This window comes from Sphingomonas sp. Leaf20 (genome assembly GCF_001421535.1).
Lineage (GTDB): Bacteria > Pseudomonadota > Alphaproteobacteria > Sphingomonadales > Sphingomonadaceae > Sphingomonas.
On the sequence record NZ_LMKN01000008.1, the window covers coordinates 383,674 to 409,941 of the forward strand.

Annotated in this window: 22 protein-coding genes; 6 read left to right on the forward strand and 16 right to left on the reverse strand. The window is 67.0% G+C overall.

Going from position 1 to position 26,268, the window contains the following annotated elements; genetic code table 11:
* Positions 1 to 163 precede the first annotated feature (163 nt).
* Genes ASE72_RS10030 through ASE72_RS10040 form a run of 3 tightly spaced genes read right to left on the reverse strand, consistent with a single transcriptional unit; the run spans position 164 to position 1,745 of the window.
* On the reverse strand, positions 164 to 1,219 hold the full coding sequence (locus tag ASE72_RS10030) for a ribonucleotide-diphosphate reductase subunit beta (protein WP_056020379.1): 1,056 nt from the start codon (positions 1,217 to 1,219) through the stop codon (positions 164 to 166).
* A 36-nt stretch (positions 1,220 to 1,255) separates the two neighbouring features.
* Positions 1,256 to 1,519: a hypothetical protein gene (locus tag ASE72_RS10035; RefSeq protein WP_156350369.1), complete on the reverse strand. Its 264-nt coding sequence runs from the start codon at positions 1,517 to 1,519 to the stop codon at positions 1,256 to 1,258.
* Between the two features lie 22 nt (positions 1,520 to 1,541).
* Entirely contained in the window at positions 1,542 to 1,745 is a 204-nt protein-coding gene (locus ASE72_RS10040; RefSeq protein WP_056020385.1) for a hypothetical protein, read from the reverse strand.
* Positions 1,746 to 1,801: 56 nt separating this feature from the next.
* On the opposite strand from ASE72_RS10040, the gene ASE72_RS10045 reads away from it, so the two are divergent.
* On the forward strand, positions 1,802 to 2,050 hold the full coding sequence (locus tag ASE72_RS10045) for a DUF2171 domain-containing protein (RefSeq protein ID WP_056020388.1): 249 nt from the start codon (positions 1,802 to 1,804) through the stop codon (positions 2,048 to 2,050).
* Positions 2,051 to 2,507: 457 nt separating this feature from the next.
* Here ASE72_RS10045 and nhaA read toward each other — a convergent pair whose 3' ends face one another.
* Positions 2,508 to 3,908, reverse strand: coding sequence for a Na+/H+ antiporter NhaA (gene nhaA, locus ASE72_RS10050; protein WP_056020392.1), 1,401 nt, complete (start codon positions 3,906 to 3,908; stop codon positions 2,508 to 2,510).
* Between the two features lie 114 nt (positions 3,909 to 4,022).
* Between nhaA and ASE72_RS10055 the strand changes: the two genes are divergently transcribed.
* The 4 genes from ASE72_RS10055 (at position 4,023) to ASE72_RS10070 (ending at position 9,293) form a co-directional block, all read left to right on the forward strand.
* Positions 4,023 to 4,625: a hypothetical protein gene (locus ASE72_RS10055; RefSeq protein ID WP_056022101.1), complete on the forward strand. Its 603-nt coding sequence runs from the start codon at positions 4,023 to 4,025 to the stop codon at positions 4,623 to 4,625.
* Between the two features lie 82 nt (positions 4,626 to 4,707).
* On the forward strand, positions 4,708 to 4,911 hold the full coding sequence (locus tag ASE72_RS10060; RefSeq protein WP_056020395.1) for a DUF5818 domain-containing protein: 204 nt from the start codon (positions 4,708 to 4,710) through the stop codon (positions 4,909 to 4,911).
* A gap of 111 nt (positions 4,912 to 5,022) precedes the next feature.
* Positions 5,023 to 6,831, forward strand: a complete 1,809-nt coding sequence (locus ASE72_RS10065) for a DUF885 domain-containing protein (protein WP_056020398.1) — start codon at positions 5,023 to 5,025, stop codon at positions 6,829 to 6,831.
* A 194-nt stretch (positions 6,832 to 7,025) separates the two neighbouring features.
* Positions 7,026 to 9,293, forward strand: a complete 2,268-nt coding sequence (locus ASE72_RS10070) for a GAF domain-containing hybrid sensor histidine kinase/response regulator (protein WP_235532315.1) — start codon at positions 7,026 to 7,028, stop codon at positions 9,291 to 9,293.
* A gap of 21 nt (positions 9,294 to 9,314) precedes the next feature.
* On the opposite strand, the gene ASE72_RS21190 is transcribed toward ASE72_RS10070, so the two are convergent.
* Entirely contained in the window at positions 9,315 to 10,358 is a 1,044-nt protein-coding gene (locus ASE72_RS21190) for a cache domain-containing protein (protein ID WP_056020403.1), read from the reverse strand.
* Positions 10,359 to 10,489: 131 nt separating this feature from the next.
* A complete protein-coding gene (locus ASE72_RS10080; protein ID WP_056020406.1) occupies positions 10,490 to 10,978 on the reverse strand; it encodes a DUF882 domain-containing protein in 489 nt (162 codons plus the stop codon).
* A 256-nt stretch (positions 10,979 to 11,234) separates the two neighbouring features.
* Here ASE72_RS10080 and ASE72_RS10085 point away from each other — a divergent pair, with 256 nt between their 5' ends.
* Positions 11,235 to 12,665, forward strand: a complete 1,431-nt coding sequence (locus ASE72_RS10085) for a L,D-transpeptidase family protein (protein WP_056020409.1) — start codon at positions 11,235 to 11,237, stop codon at positions 12,663 to 12,665.
* Between the two features lie 75 nt (positions 12,666 to 12,740).
* Here ASE72_RS10085 and ASE72_RS10090 read toward each other — a convergent pair whose 3' ends face one another.
* The 10 genes from ASE72_RS10090 to ASE72_RS10135 all read right to left on the reverse strand — a co-directional run bounded on the left by ASE72_RS10090 (position 12,741) and on the right by ASE72_RS10135 (position 26,169).
* Complete coding sequence (locus ASE72_RS10090; RefSeq protein ID WP_443024756.1) at positions 12,741 to 14,621, reverse strand: ribonucleoside-diphosphate reductase subunit alpha; 1,881 nt, start codon at positions 14,619 to 14,621, stop codon at positions 12,741 to 12,743.
* Between the two features lie 472 nt (positions 14,622 to 15,093).
* A complete protein-coding gene (locus tag ASE72_RS10095; protein WP_443024772.1) occupies positions 15,094 to 17,175 on the reverse strand; it encodes an EAL domain-containing protein in 2,082 nt (693 codons plus the stop codon).
* A 675-nt stretch (positions 17,176 to 17,850) separates the two neighbouring features.
* Complete coding sequence (locus ASE72_RS10100; RefSeq protein WP_056020416.1) at positions 17,851 to 18,849, reverse strand: inorganic phosphate transporter; 999 nt, start codon at positions 18,847 to 18,849, stop codon at positions 17,851 to 17,853.
* Positions 18,850 to 19,014: 165 nt separating this feature from the next.
* Positions 19,015 to 20,133 carry a DUF47 family protein gene (locus ASE72_RS10105; RefSeq protein WP_056020419.1) on the reverse strand — a complete coding sequence of 373 codons (1,119 nt, stop codon included), beginning with the start codon at positions 20,131 to 20,133 and terminating at the stop codon, positions 19,015 to 19,017.
* Between the two features lie 100 nt (positions 20,134 to 20,233).
* Positions 20,234 to 20,857 (reverse strand): glutathione S-transferase, encoded by a 624-nt coding sequence (locus tag ASE72_RS10110; RefSeq protein ID WP_056020422.1) that lies wholly within the window; start codon positions 20,855 to 20,857, stop codon positions 20,234 to 20,236.
* Positions 20,858 to 20,955: 98 nt separating this feature from the next.
* Complete coding sequence (locus tag ASE72_RS10115) at positions 20,956 to 23,124, reverse strand: TonB-dependent receptor (RefSeq protein WP_056020424.1); 2,169 nt, start codon at positions 23,122 to 23,124, stop codon at positions 20,956 to 20,958.
* A 174-nt stretch (positions 23,125 to 23,298) separates the two neighbouring features.
* Positions 23,299 to 23,667 (reverse strand): hypothetical protein, encoded by a 369-nt coding sequence (locus ASE72_RS10120; RefSeq protein ID WP_056020426.1) that lies wholly within the window; start codon positions 23,665 to 23,667, stop codon positions 23,299 to 23,301.
* A complete protein-coding gene (locus ASE72_RS10125) occupies positions 23,667 to 24,080 on the reverse strand; it encodes a hypothetical protein (protein WP_056020428.1) in 414 nt (137 codons plus the stop codon). Before ASE72_RS10125 ends, ASE72_RS10120 begins: the two co-directional genes overlap by 1 nt.
* Before the next feature lie 73 nt (positions 24,081 to 24,153).
* Positions 24,154 to 24,882 carry a hydroxyacylglutathione hydrolase gene (gene gloB / locus ASE72_RS10130; protein WP_056022103.1) on the reverse strand — a complete coding sequence of 243 codons (729 nt, stop codon included), beginning with the start codon at positions 24,880 to 24,882 and terminating at the stop codon, positions 24,154 to 24,156.
* A gap of 132 nt (positions 24,883 to 25,014) precedes the next feature.
* On the reverse strand, positions 25,015 to 26,169 hold the full coding sequence (locus ASE72_RS10135; RefSeq protein WP_056020430.1) for an acyl-CoA dehydrogenase family protein: 1,155 nt from the start codon (positions 26,167 to 26,169) through the stop codon (positions 25,015 to 25,017).
* Positions 26,170 to 26,268: the final 99 nt, after the last annotated feature.

Sequence of the window (26,268 nt, forward strand, 5' to 3'; positions counted from 1 at the left end):
CGACGCCGTAGCGTAGCGTAGCAGGGCCGGGACGCGGCAAAAGGCGAAGATGGTCGGGATTGGATCGGTCGGCATGAGCAAAACCCATGCCGCCGGCCGGCGCTGGTGGCGCCGCCGGCGGGTGCGGGGTTTAGCGGTCGTTAAACCCCGCGCGTGATGCGACTTATTCCGCTGCCACGCCAGCGAGCGAGAACATGTCTCCGCTCTGGCCGGGATCCTCGTTGGCGGCCGGGCCCTTCTTTGCGGTCTGGCGCTTGTCGAACGAGTCCCAGACGTCGTTCCACTGGCCCTTGGTCGCGGCCTTCGAATATTCGGTGGCGCGCTGTTCGAAGAAGTTGGCGTGCTCGACGCCGTTGAGCATCGGTGCGAGCCACGGCAGCGGGTGCTCGTCGATCATGTAGATCGGCTTGAGGCCGAGCTGCGTCATGCGCCAGTCTGCGATGAAGCGGATGTACTTCTTGATCTCCTTGGGGGTCATGCCGTTGACCGGGCCCATCTCGAAGGCGAGATCGATGAAATTGTCCTCGAGGCGGATCGTCGTCTGGCAGACGTCCGCGATGTCGTCCTTGACCGCCTTGGTGAGGCACTGGCGCTCATGACAGAAGGTGTGGAACATCTTGATGATGCCCTCGCAGTGCAGCGACTCGTCGCGGATCGACCAGGTGACGATCTGGCCCATGCCCTTCATCTTGTTGAAGCGCGGGAAGTTCATCAGCATCGCGAACGACGCGAACAGCTGGACGCCCTCGGTGAAGCCGCCGAACATGGCGAGCGTGCGCGCGATGTCCTGGTCGTTCTCAACGCCGAAATTCTGCATGTAATCATGCTTTTCCTTCATCTCGGCATATTCGAGGAAGGCGCCATACTCGCTCTCGGGCATGCCGATGGTGTCGAGCAGATGGCTGTAGGCGGCGATGTGGACCGTCTCCATGTTGCTGAACGAGGTCAGCATCATCTTGATCTCGGTCGGCTTGAACACGCGGCCGTACTTCTCGTGGTAGCAATCCTGCACCTCGACATCGGCCTGCGTGAAGAAGCGGAAAATCTGCGTCAGCAGGTTGCGCTCGTGGTCGCTGAGCTTCTGCGCCCAGTCGCGGCAATCCTCGCCCAAGGGGACTTCCTCGGGGAGCCAGTGGAGCTGCTGCTGGCGCTTCCAGAACTCGAACGCCCAGGGGTATTCGAACGGCTTGTACTGCTTGGAGGCGTGAAGGAGGGACATGGGATACTCCGAGAGAAACTGAAGATTATGAGCGAATTAGAAACGGCTTGAACTGACGATCACGACGACGAGGAAGAGGATCGACGCGACCGGCGCGGCGATCATCAGAACGCGACCGCGCTGGCGGATCCTGGCGAGATCCATCGCGCCGGGGTTCCAGCCGGGGGTGGGGCCCCAGACGGTACCGCCGAGGAACTCGCCCGACCATGGATTATGGTCGAGCCGGCTCCAGTGGCGGCCGATCATCATGTTCGCGGCGCAGATGCCCGCGACCGCGAGGATCAGTACGGCGGTGTTCATCGACATGTTCATGACCGGCGCATCACGGCTCGATGCTCCACTGCCACATCGCACCCGCGGACATTGCGAGCACAACCGCGGCCGATGTCAGCATGATGCCGATCATCCGGAACGCATAGACCTGTTGCTGCGTGACGTCGGTGCGGCGCAGGCGGAGCAGCAGGACGGTGCCGACCAGCCCCAGCACGCCCGCGACGACGAACATGATTGCGCTGCCATAGGTCATGCGACCAAGTTCCTCGGCGTGCGTTCAGCACCCGACTCAAACGCAGGAGATAGACCATGGTCGATGCAAGCCAGATCAAGGAACATGCCGAAGTCATCGGCGCGGACGGCGTCCATGTCGGAACCGTCGATCACGTCGACGGCGACCGCATCAAGCTGACCAAGAACGATTCGCCGCAGTCCGAGGACGGGCAGGGCGCGAAGCATCACTACATCTCGCTCGGCCTGGTCGCCGAAGTCGAGGGCGACAAGGTTCGCCTCAGCGCGACGGGCGCGAACGCGATCAATTTCGAAGAGAGCGAGTAAGGCGGCGCGGCACGCTCCCGTCGGGGGCGTGCCGGACCGGTTATTCCGTCGCGAGATACGCGTCTCGGCAAGGGCGTTCCGGAGTAGTCCGGGACGCCCTTTTGCGTGGAGGGTGATACGGACCGACGCGCGCTGACACGGCGAAGCGCCGCGAATCGCGACCGGGTTGGCGTCGGCGATGCGGCGCCCCGACCGACCCGCGAATCGCGGTAGGGAAGTGACGGAAAACGGCGGGATGCTGCGCATGTCGTCTCCGTCCTTGCTACGCGCTACCGGTGCCGTTTGGCGGTTTCTGCGGTGGCATCCGTCTACATGATCGGACGGGCTTTCGCTATCCTGTTTCTTTTTCGTTCGGCGACTTGAACCCAACGGGTAGTGCTGAAAGGCGGGTGGCGACACTAGATAGGCGATGTACGCGGCATCGCGGGTTTCGGCTGAAATACCCGGTCGCGGCGGCTCAGGACAGTGCGTCCTCGACCGCGGCGGAGCGCAGGATCACATAGCCGATCACCGCCGACACGACCGACGCACCGAGGATCGCCAGCGACGCCATCTCCGTCCTCTGCGTATCGGGAAAGGCGAGATTGGCGATGAACAGCGAGATGGTGAAGCCGATTCCCGACAGCGCGCCGACACCCAGCACCATCCGCCATGTCACGCCGTCGGGACGCTGCGCCGCACCCGTCGTCACCGCGAGCCATGTCGCCAGCAGGAAGCCCAGCGGCTTGCCCAGCGCCAGCCCGGCGAACACGCCCATCCCGAGCAGCGATCCCGCGGCATCCGACAGCAGGTCGGCCGAGAAATGGATCCGGACGGCAGACAGCGCGAACAGCGGCAGGACGACGTACGACACCCAGGGGTTGAGCGTCTGGACGAGCCGTTCGGCGGGTTCGTCCGTCGCCTGGGCCATTTCCTCGATATAGCCGAGCTGCTTCTGCGCGGATGCCGTCGGCGCGCCCTCGTCGTGGCCGGACTCTGCCGCTTCGTTCGTCCTTGCCGCCGCGACGGCGCGTTTGAACCGGTCGATCGGTTCCTGCACGCGGTCGGCGAAGCGATCCTCGGACAGCCGCGAGCGCGTCGGTGACAGCAGCCCCAGCATGACCCCGGCGATCGTCGCGTGGATGCCCGACGCATAGGTCGCCGCCCATACGATCAACCCGAGTAGGACATAGGGGATCGGCGAGACGAGCCGGAGCCGCAGCAGCGCGAAGATCGCGGCATAGGCCAGCACCGCGGTGATCACCATGCGGATGTCGATTGCCTCGGTATAGGCGGTCGCGATCACGAGCAGGCCGCCGACATCGTCGATCGCGGCAAAGGCGAGCAGCACCGCGCGCAGCGACGCGGGCAGGCGGGTGGCGAACATGCCGATGATCGCCAGCGCGAACGCGGTATCCGAGGTGATCACCGTACCCCAGCCGCTCGCGGTATCGGTGCCGTGGTTGAACGCGAGATAGACCGCGACGGGCATGAGTATCCCGCCGATCGCGCCTGCCAGCGGGAAGGTCGCGGTGCGGATCGTCGAGAGCGAGCCCTTGGTGAATTCGCGTTTCACCTCGGCGCCGATGATCAGGAAGAACAACGGCAACAGTGCCTCGTCGACCCAGTCGGCCAGCGGATGCGCCGCGCGGAACGTCCCCAGACGGATCTCGAGGACATTGTCCCACAGCGCCTCATAGCCATGCGCGAGCGGCGAATTGGTGCAGACGAGCGCGATGATCGTCGCGATCAGCAACGGGCCGCCAACCACCTGGTCGGCGGCAAAGAACGGGGCGATCCGGTGGAGAAACGACGCGGCAACGGGCGAATGATGCGCACGCGCGGCAAGCTTGCCGGACAATCGGGGGGTCAGTGACATGGGGTTCCTAATCGCGGCGGTCAGGCTCGCGCTTTCGTGCTCAACGGAGGAACGACCCCGTGGTATCCCTTGGCCGTCTGCGCGAGGCTGTGCGCAGGCCGGGGTCCGGGATCGATGGCGCGTGCGACGAAACTGAAGGTGTACCGGACGGTCGCGGGATTCCACGACGCCTATGTCGCCGCGCCGAGCCAGAAGGCGGCGCTCAGGGCATGGGGCAGCGACCGCGACCTCTTCGCGCGGGGTATCGCCGAACAGGTCACCGACCCGGCGCTGACCGCCGAACCGCTGGCCGCGCCGGGCACCGTCGTGAAGCGGTCGCGCGGGACGAGCGCCGAACAGATCGCGGCGCTGCCCGATCCGCAGCCAGACACACCGGAGCGCGATGCCTCGACGGGCAAAGCGCGCGCAAAACCACCATCGCCCGGCTCGGCCGGGGCGAAGTCCAAGGCCCCGGCCAAACCTCCGCCTCGTGCGAAGCCCGATCCGAAGCCGAGCGGAACCGCGCTCGATGCTGCCGAAGAGACGCTGGCGGCGGTCAAGGCGGACTATGCAGGACGCGAGCGCGCGCTGGCGGCACGTGAGGCGGCGCTGACACGCGAACGTCGGGTGTTCGACCGCGACCGGGCGGCGGCGCTCGACGCGGCGCAGACGGCGCGCGACGACGCGCAGGCGCGCTATGATGCGGCGCTGCGGACGTGGCGGGCGGCGCGGGGATAGGGCGGGCCGGCGGTTCTGCGGCGCGGCACGTCTTGCACTGCGGGGATGGACCGCTATCGGGCAGGACGATGAAGGACATGCCATGACGACTATCGGGACCAAGGTCGACGAGACCGGCACGCTGATCCGCGACGGCGGCGCATTCTTCTTGCGTCGCGACCTGGGCGGCCGGTATCAGCTCGAGCTGCAGCGGACACCGGTCGATCTGGTCGAGAAGCGCGTGCGGCTGGTCGGGACGCTGGTGGCCCCCGATCTCGTCAATGCCGATGGCGTCGCGCCGGCCTGAGCGATCACCGACGGCCTGGTTTCGGCCGCGCGGGTGCGTGACGGGTGGACCCCCCGACCGACGATGCTACACCGCAGCCCTGGTCCCGGAGACCGGCACAGGGAGAAAAGCATGCATCGTCGTCGTTTCCTCGCAAGCGCGGCTGCCGCGTCGGTTCTGGGTGCGCTGCCGATGCGCGCGGGCGCAGCCGCGGGCGGCCGGGATGCCGCGCTCCGGACGATGCTCGACCGGTTCTTCTATGCGCGGCTCGACGAATCTCCCGAACAGGCGACGCGTCTCGGGCTCGACACGGGAAGCCGCATCGCGCTGAGGGCGAAACTCGACGACCAGTCCGCGACCGGGCGTGCGCGCGAACTGGCGCGCGCGAAGGCCGAGCTCGGCGAACTCAAGGCGTTCGGGACGCAGGGACTGTCGCGCGACGCGGCGCTCGATCACGAGATCGTGACGTATCAGCTCAGCCGCGCGACCGCCGGCGCCGCGCGGTTCACCTATGGCAGCAGCCTCGGCCGGTACGCGCCCTATGTCCTGAGCCAGTTGACCGGGCCGTACCGCGACGTTCCCGATTTCCTCGAATCGCAGGCCCGGGTGCGCGATGCGGGCGAGGCCGACGCCTATCTCGCGCGGCTCGCAGCATTCCCCAAGGCGATCGACGACAGCAGCGAGCAACAGCGCAGCGATGCCGCGCGCGGCGTGTTCGCGCCCGATTACATCCTCGACACGACGCTGAAACAGCTCGCCAGCGCGATGGAGGGCCCCGCGGATCGCACCGTGATGGTGACGAGCTTCGCCGCCAAGCTGAAGGCGGTGAACCTGCCCGCGGACCGCGTGGCCAAGGCGACCGCGATCGTCGAGCGCGACGTGTTCCCCGCGCTGGAGCGGCAGCGCGCGCTGGTGGCGGGGTTGCGGACCAAGGCGGTCCATGACGCGGGATGCTGGCGGCTTCCCGATGGCGACGCCTATTATGCGGCGGCGGCGGAAGCGGCCACGACGGTGGCGATGACGGGGGAGGAGATCCACCGGCTCGGTCTGGCGCAGGTCGCCGAGATCGGCGCGCGGATCGACACGATCCTGAAAGCGCAGGGCATGACCCAGGGTACGGTTGGCGATCGCCTCGTCGCGCTCAACAAGCGCCCCGACCAGCTATACCCCAATACCGATCCGGGTCGTGACGCGTTGCTCGCGCAGCTCAACCGTCAGATCGCGGCGATGCAGGCGCGTCTGCCCGAGGCGTTCAACATGCTGCCAAAGGCCCCCGTCGAGGTCCGTCGCGTGCCGCCGACGATCCAGGCGGGCGCGCCGGGCGGCTATTATCAGAACGCGTCGCTCGATGGGTCGCGACCGGCGATCTATTACATCAACCTGCGCGATACGTTCGACCGGCCGAAATTCGGGCTGGCGACGCTGACTCACCACGAAGCCGTGCCGGGGCACCATCTGCAGGTCAGCGTCGCGCTTGAGAGCACGCAGATCCCGCTGATCCGGCGGCGCGGGTTCTTCAGCGGCTATTCGGAAGGCTGGGCGCTCTATGCCGAACAGCTCGCCGACGAGATGGGGATGTATGACGGCGATCCGCTGGGGCAGGTCGGCTATCTCCAGTCGCTGCTGTTCCGCGCGACGCGGCTGGTGGTCGACAGCGGCATGCACGCCAAGCGCTGGAGCCGCGAAAAGGCGACCGATTATCTGATCGCGACGACGGGGATCGCGCGCGGGCGCAGCCAGGGCGAGATCGATCGCTATACGGTCTGGCCCGGGCAGGCGTGCAGCTACAAGATCGGCCATACGATGTGGACGCGGCTGCGTGCCGAGGCGCAGAAAAAGCCCGGCTATACGCTTAAGGGGTTCCACGACATCCTGGCAAAGGGCGCGATGCCGCTCGCGATCCTCGAACGCGTCGTGCAGCGCGGCGATATCACCACGTGACATCGTGTCGCGTGGCGCCGCACACCGAGCCCCGGCGGATAGCGACGTCAGAATGCGCATGGGATCATTGATCGACGTCAAGGCGCTGGGCTATCTGGCGTCGCAAGACCGCGGTGGCGGAAGTGCGTGTGGCAGTAGCCGGGGGGATCGTTCGTTCCGCCTGTCCGTTCGCTGTCGGTCGAAACGGGATGATGGTGGACACGGTGTTTGAGCGGACGGCGTTTTTGGGAGAGGCGGGACCGCTTGCCGTGCTGATCGGCGCGCGGGACTGGTCCGCGACGTCGCTGGGGCCGATCGAGTCCTGGCCGCAGCACCTGAAAACCGCAGTGTCGATCATCCTTCGGGCGCCGGTGCCGATGGCGCTGTTATGGGGTGAGGACGGTGTCCTGCTCTACAATGAGCGATATGCCGACATCGCGCAGGACAAGCATCCTGCGATCCTCGGCATGCCCGTGCGCGCGGCATGGCCCGAGGCACACGCGTTCAACGACCATGTCGTGCGGGCCTGCATGGCGGGCGAGACGCTGAGCTATGCGCGGCAGGAAATGACGCTGTACCGGAACGGGCAGCCGGGGCTAGTCTATCTCGACCTCAATTATTCGCCCGTGCTCGACGGCAGCGGCATGCCGGCGGGGGCGCTGGCGGTGGTGGTCGAGACGACCGACGCGGTGCTGGCCGAGCGCAGCCTGCGCTGGGAGACGCATACGCTCGAGACGCTCAACGTCACGGGGGCTGCGCTCGCGGCCGAGCTCGAGCTGGAGCCGCTGATCCAGATGGTGACCGATGCCGGGGTCAAGCTGACGGGCGCGCAGTTCGGCGCGTATTTCCACAATCTGATGGATGAGACCGGCGAGCGGCTGCACCTGTTCACGTTGGCGGGGGCGGAGCGGTCCGCGTTCGAGGCGCTGGGTCGTCCGCGTGCGACCGCGGTGTTCGGCCCGACCTTTCGCAACGAAGGCGTGATCCGGTCGGACGATATCCGCGCCGATCCGCGTTACGGGCAGAGCGCGCCGCATTACGGGATGCCGCCGGGTCATCTGCCCGTGCGCAGCTATCTGTCCGTCCCCGTCACGTCGCGGTCGGGGATTGTGCTGGGCGGGCTGTTGTTCGGCCATTCCGAGGTCGCGCGGTTCAATGAACGCCACGAGCGGCTGCTTGTCGGCGTAGCCGCGCAGGCGGCGATCGCGATCGACAATGCCCGGCTTTTCAAGGCGGTGCAGGACGTCAACGATACGCTCGAACAGCGCGTCATCGAGCGTACGGTCGAGCTGACCGAGGCGCACGAGGCGCTGCGTCAGGCACAGAAGATGGAGACGCTCGGCCAGCTGACCGGGGGGATCGCGCATGACTTCAACAATCTGCTGACGGTGATCCGCGGCTCGGCGGACCTGCTGAAGCGCCCCGATTTGAGCGAGGATCGCCGCAACCGGTATGTCGCGGCGATCGCCGACACCGCGGACCGCGCCGCCAAGCTGACCAACCAGCTGCTCGCCTTTGCGCGGCGATCGTCGCTGACGCCCGAGATCCTCGACGTCGGCGCCGTGGTGCGCGGGATGACCGACATGCTGTCGACGCTGTCGGGGTCGTTCATCGCGATCGAGATCGCGCTGGCCGAGACCCCCTGTTTCGCCAACGCCGATGCGAGCCAGCTCGAGACCGCGATCGTCAATCTGGCCGTCAATGCGCGCGATGCGATGGCCGGTCGCGGCGCGCTGACGATCCGCGTCGACCGCGCCGACGCGATCCCCGCGGTGCGCGGGCATGAGGTCCGGGTCGGCGACTTCGTGACGATCGCGGTCAGCGATACCGGCAGCGGGATCGACCCGGCGCATATCGATCACATCTTCGAGCCGTTCTTCACGTCGAAGGCGATCGGCCACGGCACCGGCCTGGGGCTGTCGCAGGTGTTCGGATTCGTCAAGCAATCCGGTGGCGAGGTGATCGTCGAGAGCCTGCCGGGCGCGGGCGCGACGTTCGTCCTCTACCTGCCCCGCCAGCCGATCGGCCTGCCCGAGACGTTGCGCGGTTCGGTGCCCGCGCCCGAGGCCGGCGGCCCGATCCGCGTTCTGGTCGTCGAGGACAATCCCGATGTCGGCCGCTTCGCGATCTCGGCGCTGTCCGATCTGGGGCATGACGTCGTCTTTGCGGGGCATGCCGAGGAGGCGTTGCAGCTCCTCGCGGCGGCGATGCCCCCCATCGAGGTGGTCTTCTCCGACGTGATGATGCCCGGCATGAACGGCGTCGAGCTCGGCCGGCATATCCGGCGGCATTTTCCCGCCGCGCGCGTCCTGCTGACCAGCGGATATAGCGACGTGATTTCGAAGGAAGGCGCGCATGGCTTTGCGCTGCTGCGCAAACCCTATTCGATGGCCGAACTCGCCGAGGCGCTGCGCGGGATCATCGGGACCGGGATGGATGGCAGTCATCCGGCGGCCGCGGCCGCCGGCGAATGGCCGGCCTGACGATCGTCCGGATCGCGGTCGCTATCGGCGGCGTTGCGCCAGGCTCGCCGCGATCGCCTGCTCGGTCGCGACATGTTCCTCGATGATGCAACACAGCGCGAGGTCGGCGATGGCCCGGTCTGATACGGACTCGACCCGCGCCTGTGCGATGTTGAGGCCGTCCGACGCCTTGACGGTCGTGGCCGCCGCCTTCGTCGCATGCGGATGCGAAGCCTGCCACGCATAGCTGCCCGTCGTGGCGACGACCTTGCCCGCATGATCGACGATCGAGGCGACCGCGTTGGTCGCGGTCCGGTTGACGACGTTCATGATCGCGCCCGCCTGACCCTCGAAGTCGAACTCGAGGTAGCACACGCCGATCGTCGTTCCCTCCGCGCGGACCGGCGCGACGTAGATCAAGACGTGGCGATCGTTCGACCAGGGATTCCGCCAGACCGCATCGGTCATCCATTCGACCGTGGCGGGCGCCGCCATCGCGCGCTTGAACTGCGCGTAGCCGTTGAAATTGACCTCGCGCACCGCGGCGTTGTCGTGCGCGCAGACCGCGACCTCGCCATCCGCGTTCACCGCGAACGCGTTCAGAAAATAGGGAGAACAGCCGAGCAGCGCGCGAAGCCGGTCGAGCGCGCGCGTCTCGATCCGCGCCGCGCCGCGATCGACGAGCAATGCCTCGACGATCGAGTAATCGGTCGCCAGCATGCGGATATCGATCGAGCGATCGTAGAGCGTGCGCGCGAGCGTGTCCGCGATCGACTGCGCCAGATCGGCGAGACGCCCGCCCTCCATGTCGCGGGCGAGGTCGTCGGCGAGCTCTGCGCCGTGTTCGAGGTGACCCAGCACGTCGTCGCGGAATGTCGCGGCAGCCGAGCGCGCGGCGCCGGCGAGCGATTTCACCTCCTGCGCGACCACCGAGAAACCGCGTCCGGCGTTACCCGCGCGCGCCGCCTCGATCGTGGCGTTGAGCGCGAGCAGGTTGGTGCGGTCCGCAATGTCTTCGGCCTGTTTGGCGTGGGACGAAACCTCTGCGCTGAGCGCGTTGAGCAAGGAACGAATACGACGCGGCATGGACGGCTTTCGTAAGAAGTCTGCCGCCGTTACCGTATGTTATCAGGTCCATCTAGGTCCGATATGGGGCTTTTCCGGCAATTTTTCCGATCCGGCACCGGGGGGCAGCGACCGCCAGCGCGCGGTCGGTCTCAGCTCCAGTGCCGCACCGCGCCCGTGTCGACATGGACGAACCCGTCACGCGGGTAATAGCCGACGCCCCCGCCGTGCAGCGACATGGCCGCGCTGCGCAGCCGGTCGAGACGGATCCCGGGGATCGCGATGTCGGTCGCCTTGCCGAGCATGTGCTGGCTCTTGCTCGCGACGCCGTGCGATCGTGCATGGAGCGCTCCGTTCGTCTTGGGACTGCGATAGGCGGAGACGAGGCGCAACGGCTTGTGCGGTGCGACGTCGAGGCGATCGCGCACCTGGACCAGCAGATCGAGAAGCTTCGGGTCCATGGTCCGCGTCGCGCCGGTGCGCCAGTCGCGCATCGCATGATTGAGTTCGGCAAGCCCATCGGCGCGGTAGCGGCCATTGGCGAAGAAACAGGCGTCGTACCGCTCGCCGGTGTTGGCGTTGACGAAGGCCAGCCGGCGTTCGGGAGTCCGGGCGGACACGCGTTCCGACAGCGCGGCCATCGCAAGCGCGGCAGTCCCACCGCTGATCAGGCCACGGCGCGTAAGAAGAGTGTGAGACAAATCATAATTCCGGTGAATGGCAGAGCCCGGGCTTACACCATGATGTCGTAAAAGTTTCCTTTAGGCACAGTCGCTTGTCGCAGCGGACCAACCGCCTGCCCGATTGCGTGTCGACGACGGTCGCGGCAGAGGGCGCGCTGCGGCGGGAGCCGACTGCGCAGCGGTGCGTTTTCCGGACAGGTCTTGGGAGTATGTCATGCGTTCACCGTGGGGAAAATCACTCATGCTCGGGCTGTTGCTGTCCGCATGCAGCGTGGAGATCGGGTCGGACCAGAACGCGACCGCCAACGCAGGAGAGGCGGCGGCGCCCGCACGCTGGAGTGACTCGACCGCGGGGCAGCTGCGCAAGGCGATCGATGCGCGCGGAATCCACGCGCTCGATCATGTGGACTTCGGTCCGTCACCGAAGGACGATGCCGCGCTGACCGCGCAGGCGCTGCGCTTTGCAGCCGCGCTCGGGCGCGGCGCGACCGACCCGACGAAATTATACGAGGTCTATACGGTCCCGCGGCCGGCGCCCGATATCAAGGCGGGGCTGGCGGCGGCATTGCGCGCGGGCGACCTGACGCCGTGGCTCGAAGGTCTTGCCCCGCAGGATGCGAACTACCGGAAATTGTCCGTCGCGTACCGTAAGCTCCAGCGGCAGCCGGATGCGCCGGCGGCGGCGATCGTCACCACCGGCGAGGCGATCGAGCCGGGCGGGACCGATCCGCGGATACCTTCGATCGCGCGCGAACTCGTGATCCTCGAATATCTCGACAACGGGTTGGCGCAGGGTGACCGCTACACCCCCGACATGGTTGCGGCGGTCCGTCGGATGCAGGCGGACTATGCGATGAAGCCCGACGGGATCATCGGCAGCGAGGCGCTGGCGATCCTCAACATGTCCGACGTCGACCGGTCACGGGCGATCGCCGTGGCGATGGAGCGGCTGCGCTGGCTCGAGCGCACGCCGCCGGCGACGCGCATCGACGTCAACCTCGCCGCGGCACGGCTGACCTATTGGCGGGATGGCAAGATCGTCGACAGTCGCAAGGTCATCGTCGGTGAGCCCGACACCGAAACCCCGCAGCTGGGGTCGCCGATCTTCCGCCTGGTGGCCAACCCGACCTGGACGGTCCCGCGGTCGATCCAGAAGAAGGAGATTGCCGGCAAGGGGGCAGGTTATATGAGGGCGAACAACATGGTCTGGAAGGATGGCTGGATCGTGCAGCAGCCGGGCCCGAAGAACTCGCTCGGCCTGGTCAAGTTCGACATGCAGAACGACCACGCCATCTACCTGCACGACACCCCCGCAAAGCCGATCTTCGCGATGGTGCAGCGGCAGCGCAGTCACGGCTGCGTCCGGGTCGAGGACGCGCTGGGGTTCGCCGAGATGCTCGCGACCGATGCCGGCCTGCTCGACCAGTGGCACGCCGCGCGCGCCACGGGGAAGGAGACGTTCGTGAAGCTGCCGCGGCAGATCCCGGTCCGGATGCTCTATCAGACGGTATTGTTCGACGATGCGGGCGAACCGATCGTCCGCAACGACCCCTATGGCTGGGACGACCGCGTCGGCGCGGCCCTGGGGTTCAAGGCAGGCCGGGCGCTGCGGGTCGAGAGCGGCGCGGTGGACGTCGGGCCCTGACCTGACCGGAGCGCGCGAGGAGAGGACGGCTCGAACCCGATCGAGCCGTCCTCCGCGATCACGCCGTGCGCGCCGTCACTGGCAGGCGAGGCACTCGTCATAATCCTTCGATTCCACGTCGATCTGACGCAGGTCGATGGTGTTGTCGGTCTCGACTCCCCCTGCGAACCCGGCGCGCTGCACCGACTTCGAGCGCAGGTAGTAGAGCGACTTGATGCCAAGCTCCCAGGCGCGGAAGTGAAGCATGAGAAGGTCCCACTTTTCCACGTCCGCCGGGATGAACAGGTTCAGCGACTGCGCCTGGTCGATATAGGGCGTGCGGTCCGCGGCGAGTTCGAGCAGCCAGCGCTGGTCGATCTCGAAGCTGGTCTTGTAGCAGTCCTTTTCCTCGACCGAGAGGAAGTCGAGATGCTGGACCGAACCGCCCTGTTCGAGGATCGAGTTCCACACCGCGTCCGAGTTCTTCGACTTCTCGGCGAGCATCTTTTCAAGATACGGATTCTTGATCGAGAAGCTGCCCGACAGCGTCTTGTGCGTGTAGATGTTCGCGGGGATCGGCTCGATGCACGCCGACGTGCCGCCGCAGATGATGCTGATCGACGCGGTCGGCGCGATCGCCATCTTGCAGCTGAACCGCTCCATCGCGCCGGTATCGGCGGCATCGGGGCAGGGCCCGCGCTCGATCGCGAGCTGCATCGAGGCTTCGTTCGCTTGGCTGCTGATGTGCTTGAACATCCGCAGGTTCCACGACTTGGCCATCGCGCCCTCGAACGGGATGCCGCGCGCCTGGAGGAAGCTGTGGAAGCCCATCACGCCAAGGCCGACCGAGCGCTCGCGGCCCGCCGAATAGGCGGCGCGTTCCATACCGGGCTCGTGACGGTCGATATAGTCCTGCAGCACGTTGTCGAGGAAGCGCATGACGTCCTCGATCAGACCCTTCTCGTCCTTCCACTGATCCCAGGTCTCGAGGTTCATCGACGACAGGCAGCACACCGCGGTGCGGTCGTTGCCGAGATGGTCCTTGCCGGTGGGCAGCGTGATCTCGCTGCACAGGTTCGAGGTCGAGACCTTGAGGCCGAGCTCGCGGTGGTGCTTTGGCATCGCCTTGTTCACGTGATCGGCGAAGACGATGTACGGCTCGCCGGTCTGAAGACGCGTCTCGACGAGCTTCTGGAACAGCGAGCGCGCGTCGACGGTCGCGCGGATCGCCTGGTCCTTGGGCGAACGCAGATGCCATTCCTCGCCGTTGCGGACGGCTTCCATGAAGTCGTCGGTGATCAGCACGCCGTGGTGCAGGTTGAGCGCCTTGCGGTTGAAATCGCCCGAGGGTTTGCGGATCTCGAGGAACTCCTCGATCTCGGGGTGCGAGACGTCGAGGTATACGGCGGCCGACCCGCGGCGCAGCGAGCCCTGCGAGATGGCGAGCGTCAGCGAATCCATGACGCGGACGAACGGGATGATGCCGCTGGTCTTGCCGTTGAGGCCGACCGGCTCGCCGATGCCGCGGACATTGCCCCAATAGGTGCCGATGCCGCCGCCGCGCGAGGCGAGCCAGACATTCTCGTTCCAGGTGTCGACGATGCCGCCGAGGCTGTCGGGGACCGAGTTGAGGTAGCAGGAGATCGGCAGGCCGCGGCCGGTGCCGCCGTTCGACAGAACGGGGGTGGCGGGCATGAACCAGAGCTTCGAGATCGCGTCGTACAGGCGCTGCGCATGGCCGGCGTCATCGGCATAGGCCGACGCGACACGGACGAACAGGTCCTGATAGCTCTCGCCCGGGAGCAGATAGCGGTCCTTCAGCGTCTCCTTGCCGAATTCGGTCAGCAGCGCGTCGCGGCTGTGATCGACCTCGACCGGGTAGATCTGCGCGCGCACCGAATGGCTGTCCTGCGCCTGGCGCGGCGCCTTGGCGGCTGCGGGCGTTTCGGTGGTCTGTTCGATCGTGTCGGTCGTCATGTCGCTATCCCGGCTGCTGTCTCTGAAATCCAAAGGACCGCTCCTAATGTTCTGTTTTCGTTCGAATCGGGAGCAAGCCCCATGCTATCACCGCGCGGCCCGGGAGGAGAACAAAATATGATCATGCATGCTGCGTAAAGCAGCGGATCGATCACCGCGGCGGCTTTGGCAGCGCCGCGTCGTTCTACCAGAGATGGGGCCTGTCCGTCGTTCTAGCCCCAACAGATTGTGCCAAAGCGCCGCGTCATGCAAGCGGGTCTGGCGCGCGATCGCGCCGTTTCGACGATCGCCGCGGGGCTGAGCGGCGGATCGCCGGCCGCGACGCGTGGACTTGAGCCGGTTTCGCGATACGCAAGGATTTAAGTGGGCGCGCGAAAAAATTTCGTCGCAAATGGGGCGGTGGTATCCGCCTACCGCTGCCCGCTCACCCCCGGCGTCAGCGGACCCGGGGGCACTGACGTGGCGAAACGCGTCAGCCCGTGCGGCGCAGCCCGCGCGAGGCGGGGGGCGGGCCGAGATGTTCGAGGTCGATCGGGTGATCGAACGCGATTCCCGCCTTGCCGTCGCGCGCCCAGCAGATGCGCGCACCGACACGCTGATTCTCCACCAGCTCGATCGCGAGCATGATGCCGACGGCGTCGCCGCGAATCGAGAGGCCGTCGATCATCGCGCCGCTCGTCGAGATGTCGCGGATGCGGATGTCGGCGGTCGCGCCGTCGATCGTGACCCGTGCGGACCGGAGCATCCGGACTCGCGGCGCGCGACTGGTCTTGAACCCCGCGGCGGTCGCGACGCCCGCATCGACGCCGAGCTGGAGAAGCACCTCCTCGGCGGGCACCGGGCGGCCATAGACATAGCCCTGGATATGGCTGCACCCCAGGTCGCGGACGAGTTCGATCTCGTCCTGCAACTCGACGCCTTCCGCGGTCGTCTCCATGCCGAGCGTGTCGGCGAGCATGACGATCGCCTTGATGATCGCCGCGTTGCGGTTGCCGGGCTCCGCGGCGCCCTTCACGAACGACTGGTCGATCTTGATCTTGTCGAACGGCGCGGTGCGCAAGTAGCCGAGCGAGGAATAGCCGGTACCGAAGTCGTCGAGCGCAAGGCGGACGCCGATGCCTTTGAGCGCCTTGAACATCTGGTCGGACGAGGCGGTTTCGTCGAGGAACACGCCTTCGGTGATCTCGAGCTCGAGCCGGTTCGCGGACAGGCCCGATTGCGCGAGCGCGCTGGTGACGAGCGAGGGCAGCGCGGGGTTGGCGAACTGGATCGGCGAGACGTTGACCGCGACGCGGACATCGGCGGGCCAGCGCGCCGCGGCGGCGCAGGCGGTGCGCAGGACCCAGGTGCCGATCGCCTCGATCAACCCGCATTCCTCGGCGATCGGGATGAAATCGGCGGGTGACACCATGCCGCGCGTCGGATGCTTCCAGCGGATCAGCGCCTCATAGCCGACGATCCGCGTCGTGTTCGTGCTGACCACGGGCTGATAGCAGAGGTGGAACGACCCCTCCGACACCGCCGCACGCAGATCGTCCTCGAGCTGTTTGCGCGACTTGGCACCCGCGAGCATCTCGTCCGAATAGAAGCGGTGGACGCCGCGGCCATCCGCCTTTGCGGCGTAGAGCGCGAGGTCGGCGTTGCGGACGAGCGTCTCCGAATCGCGACCATGTTGCGGCGTGAGCGCGATGCCGATCGAGCAGCCGATCGAGACCGACGCGCCGCTGATGAAATAGGGTTGCGAGATCGCGTCGATCAGCTCGCGCGAGAGCGTCCCCAACGTGTCGCGGTCGTCGATACCGGGGACAACGAGCTGGAATTCGTCGCCGCCCAGACGCCCGACGAGCCCGGTGTCGCCGACCACGCGCTGCAGCCGCTGCGCGACCTGTTTCAACAGCAGGTCGCCGGCCTGGTGCCCGAGCGTGTCGTTGACGGCCTTGAACCGGTCGAGGTCCATGAGGAACAGCGCGGTCGGACGATAGGGGCCAGCCTTTTGCGCGAGCGTCTTGTCGAGCGACAGCCGCATCCGCTGACGGTTGGCGAGCCCGGTCAAGCCGTCGAACAACGCCAGCCGGTTGATCTCCGCCTCCGCCCGGCGCTGCTCGGTCAGATCGGAGCCCGAGCCGATGAACCCCTGGAAACGGCCGATCTCGTCGATGACCGGACGGCCCGAGATCGACCACCAGCGCTCGGCCGACGAGTCGCACGCGGCGCACACCGAATAGTCCGAGAAGGAGGTGCGCGACGAGATATGGAATGCCAGCGTCCGTTCGGTGCCCGGCTGGTCGCTGTCCATCCGGAATATGTCGGTCAGCAGGCTGCCGACGACCGCGGTGGCCGCCGGTTCCCCGCCCTCCTGCGCGTCGTCGGCGGCGCAGGCAGTCAGCGCGTCGGCGACCTTGGCGGACATATAGGTGATGCGGCCGCGCCGGTCGGCTTCCCACAGCCAGCCTGCGCCCTGTTCCTCGAACTCCGCCATGAGCTTCATCGCGCGGCGGCCCTCGCTGGCGTCGTCCGCCTGATCGAGCGCGGCGTGATAATCGACCCGCGCCATCCGGTGCGCCGCGAAGACCAGCGCGGCAAAGGCGAGAACCGCCATCGCGAACGCGACGTCGAGGCCGGACACGATCCCGAGCAGCACCACCAGACCTGCTCCGAAGCCCAGCGATGCGGCACGGACGGGCTGGATCGTGATCGCGGTGATGATCAGCGCGGCGATCACGGTGACGAAACTCGCGAGCTCCCATCGTCCGGGGGGCAGATCCGTGGTCACCCACAACAACGCGGCGAGCGCCGCGGTGAGCCCTGCGATGCACACCGCCAGCACGGCATGACGCCGGTGGATCGGCCATCGCTGCAGCAGCGGCGCGCGCAGCAGTGCGAGGATCGCGAGCGACAACAATGCGACCAGCGCGACGTTCACCACGGTCGCGACGACCAGCTCCGGCAGGCTGACGAACACGACGCCGAGTATGAACGCGCACGCGGTCAGATGCGCGAGCGCGGCGACCGGCCACACGGTCGCCGACAACAGGAGCCGGGCATGCTGCGCGGCACTGATCTGTTCGTGATCGTTCTCGTTCAGGCCGAACAGGGTGGTGATCGAGGCCTGGGGGTGATCACGCACAGGGAGAGGGGGAAATCGCCAGGACATGATGCCGTATAGCGCGCGAGGCGTTGCACAATTGCTTATCGATCATGCTTAACGGACCGGCCTCGCCGCCAGGATTCAGGTGAACAGCCCTGTCAGCCAATAGGTCCCGGCGCCGATCGCGGCGGCGGCCGGCAACGTCACGGTCCAGGCGACGATGATGTTGCTGGCGACGTTCCAGCGCACCGCGGACAGCCTGCGCGCGGCGCCGACGCCGACGATCGCGCCGGTGATCGTGTGCGTCGACGACACCGGCACGCCCCAGAAGGTTGCCGCGAACAGTGTGATCGCGCCGCCTGTCTCCGCGCAGAAGCCCTGCGCGGGCGTCAGCCGGGTGATCTTCGACCCCATGGTGTGGACGATCCGCCAGCCGCCCGACAGCGTGCCGAGCGCCATCGCCGCCTGGCACGACAGCACGACCCAGAAGGGCACGTGGAATTCGCCGCCGAGCAGCCCTTGCGAATAGAGCAGCACCGCGATGATCCCCATCGTCTTCTGCGCATCGTTGCCGCCGTGCCCGAGCGAATAGAGGGCGGCGGAGATCAGCTGGAGCTTGCGGAACCGCTTGTCGACGCCGAGCGGGGTGAGCTTGAGGCTGGTCCAGGCGACGAGCAGGACGAGCAGCAGCGCGAGCAGCAGCCCGACCGCGGGCGAGACGAAGATCGCGCTGACGGTCTTGATCACGCCGCTCCAGACGATCGCGCCGAAGCCGATCTTCGCGACGCCAGCGCCGAGCAGCCCGCCGATCAGCGCGTGGCTGCTGCTCGAGGGGATGCCGAGCACCCAGGTGATGACGTTCCACGCGATCGCGCCGATCAGCGCGGCGAAGATCACCTGCGCGTCGATCACCTGCGCGTGGACGATGCCGGTGCCGACGGTCTGCGCGACGTGCAGCCCGAAGACGGCAAAGGCGATGAAGTTGAAGAACGCCGCCCAGAGCACGGCATATTGGGGTTTGAGCACGCGCGTCGAGACGACCGTCGCGATCGAGTTCGCGGCGTCGTGCAGGCCGTTGAGAAAATCGAACAGCAGCGCGATCCCGATCAGCCCGATCAGGACGGGGAGCGAGAGGATCATGCGGTGATGCCTGTCGGTGCCAAACTACCACCCCGGCGCAGGCCGGGGCCCAAAAGCGAAGGCCGCGGTAACGGTGCGCAGTCCGCAGGTATTGCCGTCCCCCAATTGGGCCCCGGCCTTCGCCGGGGTGGCGCTTTCGGGGAGGTCTCGGGCCGAAACGACGCTTCACGCATGGTCGATGACGAGCCCCTGGATCTCGTTGGCGACGTCCTCGAACCGGTCGACGATCTTTTCGAGGCTCGAATAGATTTCGCGGCCGATGATGAACGCCATCGGGTCGGCATGGCTCTTCGACGCGGCGAACAGCGCGCGCAGCCCGGTGTCGTGGATGTCGTCGGCATGACCCTCGATCTGGATCAGCCGCGCGGTGAGGTCGTGCAGCCGGCCGGCGTTGCTGCCGAGCGAGCGGAGCAGTGGGATCGCCTCCGCGGTGATTCGCGCGGCCTCGACGATGATGCCCGCCATGTCGCGCATCTCGGGCGCGAAGTCGGTCACTTCGTACAGCGCGATCGCGTTGGCGGTACCGTTCATCTGGTCGATCGCGTCGTCCATCACGCCGATCAGGTCGGTGATCGCGCTGCGGTCGAACGGCGTGACGAACACGCGGCGGACGTCCTGCAGGACTTCGCGCGTGATGTCGTCGGCCTCATGCTCGCGGCGGACGATCTCGGCGATCTGGCCCTCGATCGAGCCCTCGCCGTGGAGCAGCCGTGCGAGCGCATCCGCGCCGGCGACGAGCGTCGCGGCATGCGCGTCGAACAGTTCGAAGAACCGTCCCTGCTTGGGCATGAGTGCCTGGAACCAGCCCAGCATTGGAAATCGCCTCCTCATTCGCGTCCGGAGCACCGGCATAACGCGTTGTTCGAACGCCACCGGAATCGGTGGCTCGCGGAATCCTCTGATCAGAGCCTTCAGCTCTGGTTCGTCGACCGCGGCGGCGGCCTTATCAGGCGGAAACCACCGTGTCTCGCGCTGATCCCGCTCGGGCCATTCGCCGACCTGCTCGACGAATTGCAGCGGATACACGGTCACGATCGTCGGCCGCAGCCGCCCCGTGCGACGACGCTTGTCATAGACGAAATCGCCGACGGGCGTGGGACAGGGGATACCGCGTATGCCCGCTTCCTCAAAGGCTTCCTGCGCCGCGGCCTCGTGCGAGGTGAGGCCGGTGATCGGATTCCCCTTGGGAATCACCCAGCGCCGCGTCTCGCGCGAGGTGATGAGCAGGATCTCGGCGCGTCCGTCGACGGTGATCCGATAAGGGAGTGCAGCGATCTGGCGGATCGTCGGGGTCCTCGTGACGGGAGAATTGGATCGTTTCGCACGCGCGGGCGACGAGCGCCAGCCTCTCGGTTTCGGGGGCAGCGCCTCTGTAAGGTACCGATCAGGCGGGAAAAGCCATGGGTGTCGCGTGCGGAGCCCAGGGTTCGAACTTCGGCATGATCGCGGCGAAGACGGGGCTCACCAGATACCTGTCCCGCCAATCGCGCAGCGTGGGCAGCGGGAGCGCGTCGAAATAGCCGGGGTCGGTCGCGGCGAACTGCCGCACGAACGGTGCGATCGCCATGTCGGCGAGCGCGAACCACGGCGTGACGAGGTGGCCATTTGCCTGGAGACGCGTGTCGAGCGCCGCGAGGATGTCGGTGGCGGCGGCGCGGTGCGCGAGCGGGTCCGACCCGTGACGCTCTGGATATTTGTAGCGGTCGAGATGGTGTTTGAAGACGCCGTCGTTGATCGCGATCAGCGCCTGGTCGTCGCCATCGAGCCAGTGCTGCGGATCGGCAACGCCCAGCGCCCAGCGCATGATGTCGAGGCTCTGGTCGACGACGCGGCCACCGGGCAGGACGAGGACGGGCACGGTGCCCTTGGCGGAGGCGGCGAGCAGCGCGGCGGGCTTGGCACGCAGCACGACCTCGCGGAGCTCGACCTGCACGCCGCTCGCCACCACCGCGCTGCGCGCGCGCATCGCATAGGGGCAGCGGCGGAAGCTGTAGAGGATCGGGCGCATCGATCGCGCTATACGATTGGTACGGGCCGCCAGCTACCCCGTGCGCCCAAGCGTGGTGGGTCGCGAGGAAGACACCCCCCCCCCGCGACCGGACGTCTTCAGAGTCCGAAGCGCAGCGTCGCGCGGATGTCGCGGCCGGCGAGCGGGGCGAAGTCCTTGAGGAAGCTCGCATGGCGGCGCGCCTCGACATCGAACAGGTTGTTCGCGCTGACCAGGATCGAGGTCTTGCTGTCCTTGCCGAACGGGCTGAACCCGATCGTCGCGTTGACCATCGTATAGTCGCGCGTCGTGGTCTCGAATGCGGCGATGCGGTCCTGTTCGAAGACGTGCTCGACCTCGAGCCGGCCGTTGACGCGGTCGCCCTGCGCCTCGATCCCGCCGAGCACGCGCATCGGCGGGATGCGGGGAACGGGGCCGTCGTCGACGATCGTCGCGCGGACATAGTCGCCAAGAAGATCAGCGTTGATCAGATAGCCACCGATCTGCGCGACGCGGACCGACGCGTTGGCCTCGAACCCGTAATAGCGTGCATCGGCCTGCTGATACTGGAAGCAGGGCAGATCGACCTCGCGGCCCGACGGATCTGCGGCAAGCTGGCAGACGTCCTGCGCCACCTGGTTCTCCGAGATATAGTTCGAGAACCAGTTGTAATAGGCCGACGCGTCGAAGCTGAAGCCGTCGCCATGCGCGTGGAGCGTGCCTTCGAGACCCCAGCTCTTTTCGAGCCGGAAGTCGGGGCTGCCGAATTCATATGCCTGCGTCCCGGCATGCCCGCCATTGGCGAACAGTTCCTCCGCGGACGGTGCGCGTTCGGTGCGCGAGACGTTCACGCCGACCCGCACCGCGTCGGTCAGGCCATAGGATCCGCCGAGCGACCCCGACACCGCATCGAAGCTGCGCGTCCCGCGGAAGAACCGGAGATCGTCGAGCGGCGTCTTGGCGTCGAGCGCGGTGTGCTCGTAGCGCAGCCCGCCTTCCGCGCGGAACGCGCCGGCGCTGTATTGCTGAAGCGTGAAGAGGCCGGTCTGGTTGGTCTCGTTGCGCGGCAGGAACGCCTCGTCGCCGTTCACGTCGAACAGGCGGTTGAAATATTGCACGCCCGACGCGCCCTGCCAGCCGCCACGGTTGGCCTGGACGAGCTCGATGCGACCTTCGGTGCCGTTGTTGAAGAAGGCGGTGCCGACCCCGCCATCGGGCTCGAGCTCGAAGTGGCGATAGGTCGCGTGGCCCGCGCGGACGCGGATCCTGTCGAGAAACCCGCCGCCGGTGTTGATCTCGCCGCGCAGATCGAACCGGTTCTGGACGACGTCGAGCCGGGGTGCCTCCTGCTCCTGACCGACTTCGGTCGCGTAGCGGATGGGGACGCCGTAGAGGCTGTCGTAATGGCTGTACGAGATGCCGAGATTGCCCGTGTCGGTGATGACCGAGGCGCCGACGCCCGCGGTCCAGGTCTCCGACTGCGTGTTGGGAAGCTTGCCGCGGAGCGATGCCGACCGGGCAAAGTCGATCGGCTCGTCGGTGTCCTGCGGCAGGCCGACCTGGCTGCGTGCGGCGGCGCGCGCCTCGGGCGACAGGATGTTGCCGCCGGTGCGCAGGTTGCCCGACTTCAGATACGAGCCGTCGGCATGGAGCACGAGATGCTCGCCGACCGCGACGTCACCCGCGGCGCCGCCCGAGCGCTCGTTGGCGGCCGATCCGTAGCTGGCGATGCCGTTCACGCGGTAGCCGTTCTCGGGCACGGTGCGCGGAATGCGCGTGTCGATGACGTTGACGACGCCGCCGACCGCGGATGATCCGAACAGAAGCGCGGAGGGGCCGCGCAGCACTTCGATCCGCTCGGCGAGCAGCGGATCGATGATCACCGCGTGATCGACCGAGGTGTTCGAGACGTCGATCGAGCCGATCCCGTCGGTCAGCACGCGAATCCGCTCGCCCTGGAAGCCGCGCAGGATCGGGCGCGACGCGCTCGGACCGAACGAGGTCGCGGAGACGCCCGGCTGGCGCGCGAGCGTCTCGCCGATCGTCGGGCGCAGGTTGCGCGTCAGTTCGGCGCCGGACAGGATCGAGGTGCCCTGCAGGACGTCGGTCTCGCTCTGGCGAACGGGGGCGGTGACGATGATCTCGCCGCGGCTCGCTTGCGCCGCTGGGGCGGCGGGCTTCGGCGCGGGCCTGGCGGCGGGCGTGTCGAGCGTCTGCGCGGTCGCGGTGGGTGATGTGGCGAGCGCGGTGGCGATCGCCAGTGCGCTGATCCCGAAAACAGTCTTCATCGATACGCTCCTACAACCCGGAGCCGTCATTTAGCCTCGATGATGTATCATATCAAAGATGTTGTTCGCAGCTGCGGCATTAGGCGCGTCGCTGTGGCAATGTTGCAACATATCATCGAGAGGGCGCGTCGCGCTCGCGACAGGGCCTGCCGCCGGTCATCCGTTCAGCCGCGCCTAGGGACGGTCGGGTTTGTCGTAGGGCGTGAAATTCCCGAACCGGCAATAGCTCGAGGGGATCGTCATGCCGTAGGAGAGGAGGCGGAAGCGGTCGTTGCGGCAGAGCTGTCCGCCATAGACGTCGACGATGATGGTCGCGGGCGGGCGCAGCGCTTCGCAGGATCCGATCGGCACGGCGCGCCAGACGCGCTTGCCCGACTGGCGGTAGAGTATCGTCTTGTCGTCGAGGATCGTCGGCCCCTGGACGCGGGCGAGATCGATGCAGGCGACGGGTGGCCCCGCGATCCGGCCGGCGAGCGGATCGTCGCGCGACGCAACAAGCGCGATGCCGGTCGCCAGCAGTGCTGCGATTCGCCGGCCACGCATCAGCGCTTCCGATAGGGGACGAACTCCCCGAAGCTGCAGCTTCCCGTCATGAAGCGGCTTGCGGTGTCGATCGTCGTGGCAATGTCGCCGCGGCAGGTCTGCCCCGTGGGGGTGCGCGTGATCAGGATGTTGCGGTCGAGATCCGCGCAGCCACCGGTCGTGTCGGTCCGGTAGATGAGCGAGTTGCTCACCCGGTAGAGCAGCGTCGGGCCGTAGCTGCTCACCTGCGGATTGCCGAACTGCGGCATGCAGCTGGTGGGCTTGCCCGGGGTCAGCCCGGCGAGCCTGGCGTCGAGCTTCTGTTGTTCCGTTTTGAGCCGCTGGTCGATCGCGAGCTGTTCGCGCGGGGTCGGCGTGCACGCCGCCGCCACCGTCAGGACTGAGAGGGACAGGATCCGGCCGAGGTTGCGCATGCGATGCTCCTTCGTCCCCCATATAAGGGTGCGCCCGCGGAATAGCTTGCCCTGCGGCGCGTGCCCTGCCGTATCAACCCTTGAACGCGTCTTTGGCTGCGCGATAGTCGCCGAGCTGCGTAGCCGATGTCGCCCGGAGGAACGGGTTGGTCGCCTTTTCGAGTGCGATCGTCGTCGGGACGGTCGCCTCGCCGCGCGCCCGCGCGGCGTCGACGTCGATCATGCGACGCGCGATCGCGGCATTGTCGGGCTCCGCGACCAGCGCGTAGCGGCCGTTCGACTGCGTATATTCATGCCCGCAGAAGACTGCGGTTTCGTCGGGCATCGCCGCATAACGCTGCATGTTGGCGAACATGTCGGCGGGCGTGCCCTCGAACAGGCGGCCGCAACCCATCGCAAACAGCGTGTCGCCGGTGAAGATCACCGCGTCGTCGGGAAAGTGGAAGGCGATGTGGCCCTGAGTGTGTCCCGGCACGGTCATCACGCGCGCGACATGCGCGCCGAGCGAAACGCTGTCGCCTTCGCCGACCCGGAGGTCGAGCGTCGGGATCTTCGCGGCCTCGGCGCCGGGACCGGTGATGGTCGCGCCCTGCGCCTTGATCGCGGCGTTGCCGCCGGTGTGATCGGGGTGCCAGTGCGTGGTCCACACATGGTCGATCCGCCAGCCCCGATCGGCCGCCGCCGCAAGCACGGGATCCGCCTCGCCAGGGTCGATGGCGACCGTCTCGCCGCTCTCGGTGTCGTGAACGAGCCACGCGTAATTGTCGCTGAGGACGGGGACGCGGACGATGTCGAGGGGCATGTGGGGGCTTTCGAAGGCGATTGCGCGGTCCGGCATATGGGGGTGGCGGTGCGGCGCGGGCAAGGTTGCGGGGAGGGTCGCTCCGATGCGTCCTGGGTGCGTGGCCCGGCATGGCGCGTCGACGGCGTGGCGCTACAGCTTGCGGCCGATCACTTCCTTCATGATCTCGCTGGTTCCGCCATAGATCCGGCTGACGCGCGCCGCGCGCCAGCTCCGGGCAATCGGATATTCGTTCATATACCCCGCGCCGCCATGAAGCTGAAGGCACTGGTCCATCACCTCCCACTGCAGTTCGCTGTGCCACAATTTGGCAGCGGCCCCCTCCTCGTTGGTGAGCGCCCCCTTCAGGTGCCGCGCGATCGCCCAGTCGAGATGCGCCCAGCCGACCTGCAGCTTCGCCTTCAGTCCCGCGAGCACGAAGCGGGTGTTCTGAAAATCGAAGACGACGCCGGCAAACGCCTTGCGATCTTTCGTAAAGGCAACGGTCTCGTCGAACGCCTTTTGCGCCGACGCCTGAACGCTAATCGCGATCGACAGCCGTTCCTGCGGCAACTGGCTCATCAGATACGTAAAGCCCTTGCCCTCCTCGCCGAGGCAATGCGTGATCGGCACGCGGACGTCGTCGAAGAACAGTTCGGAGGTGTCGGCGGCCTCCTGGCCGATCTTGTCGAGGTTCCGGCCCTTGCGGAACCCCGCGCGGTCGCTCTCGACCAGGATGATCGACATGCCCTTCCACGCGGGGATCGCGTCGGGATCGGTCTTGGCGACGACCAGCGTCAGGTCGGTATTCTGGCCATTGGTGATGTAGGTCTTCGTGCCGTTGAGGACATAATGGTTGCCGTCCTTCCGCGCGGTGGTGCGGATCGCCTGCAGGTCGCTGCCGGTGCCGGGCTCGGTCATCGCGATCGCGGTGATGACCTCGCCCGAGACCATCCGGGGCAGCCACTGCGCCTTTTGCTCGTCGGAGCCATAATGTTCGAGATAGCCGACGACGATATCGGATTGCAGCGAGAAGCCGGCGGGGACGCCTGCATAGGCCATCTCCTCGTCGACCACCGCGTTATAGCCGAAATCGAGCCCGGGCCCGCCATAGCGTTCCGCCACGCTCGGGCAGAGCATGCCGATCGCGCCCGCCTTGCACCAGAAGTCGCGCGGGACGAGCCGTTCGGCCTCCCACGCGGCGACATGCGGGACGCCTTCGCGTTCGAGGAAGCTGCGCACCGTCCGGCGGAACGCCTCATGATCGTCGTTATACGCGAATCGGCCAGCGAGCGTGTCGAGCGTCATGGCAATCCTCTCGATCGTCCGGCGTGTGTCCGCCGTTTGCCGAAGCGTGCTGGCGATCGGCCGGAGCGTCAAGTCGTGCGGCGTTCGGCCACGCGCGCC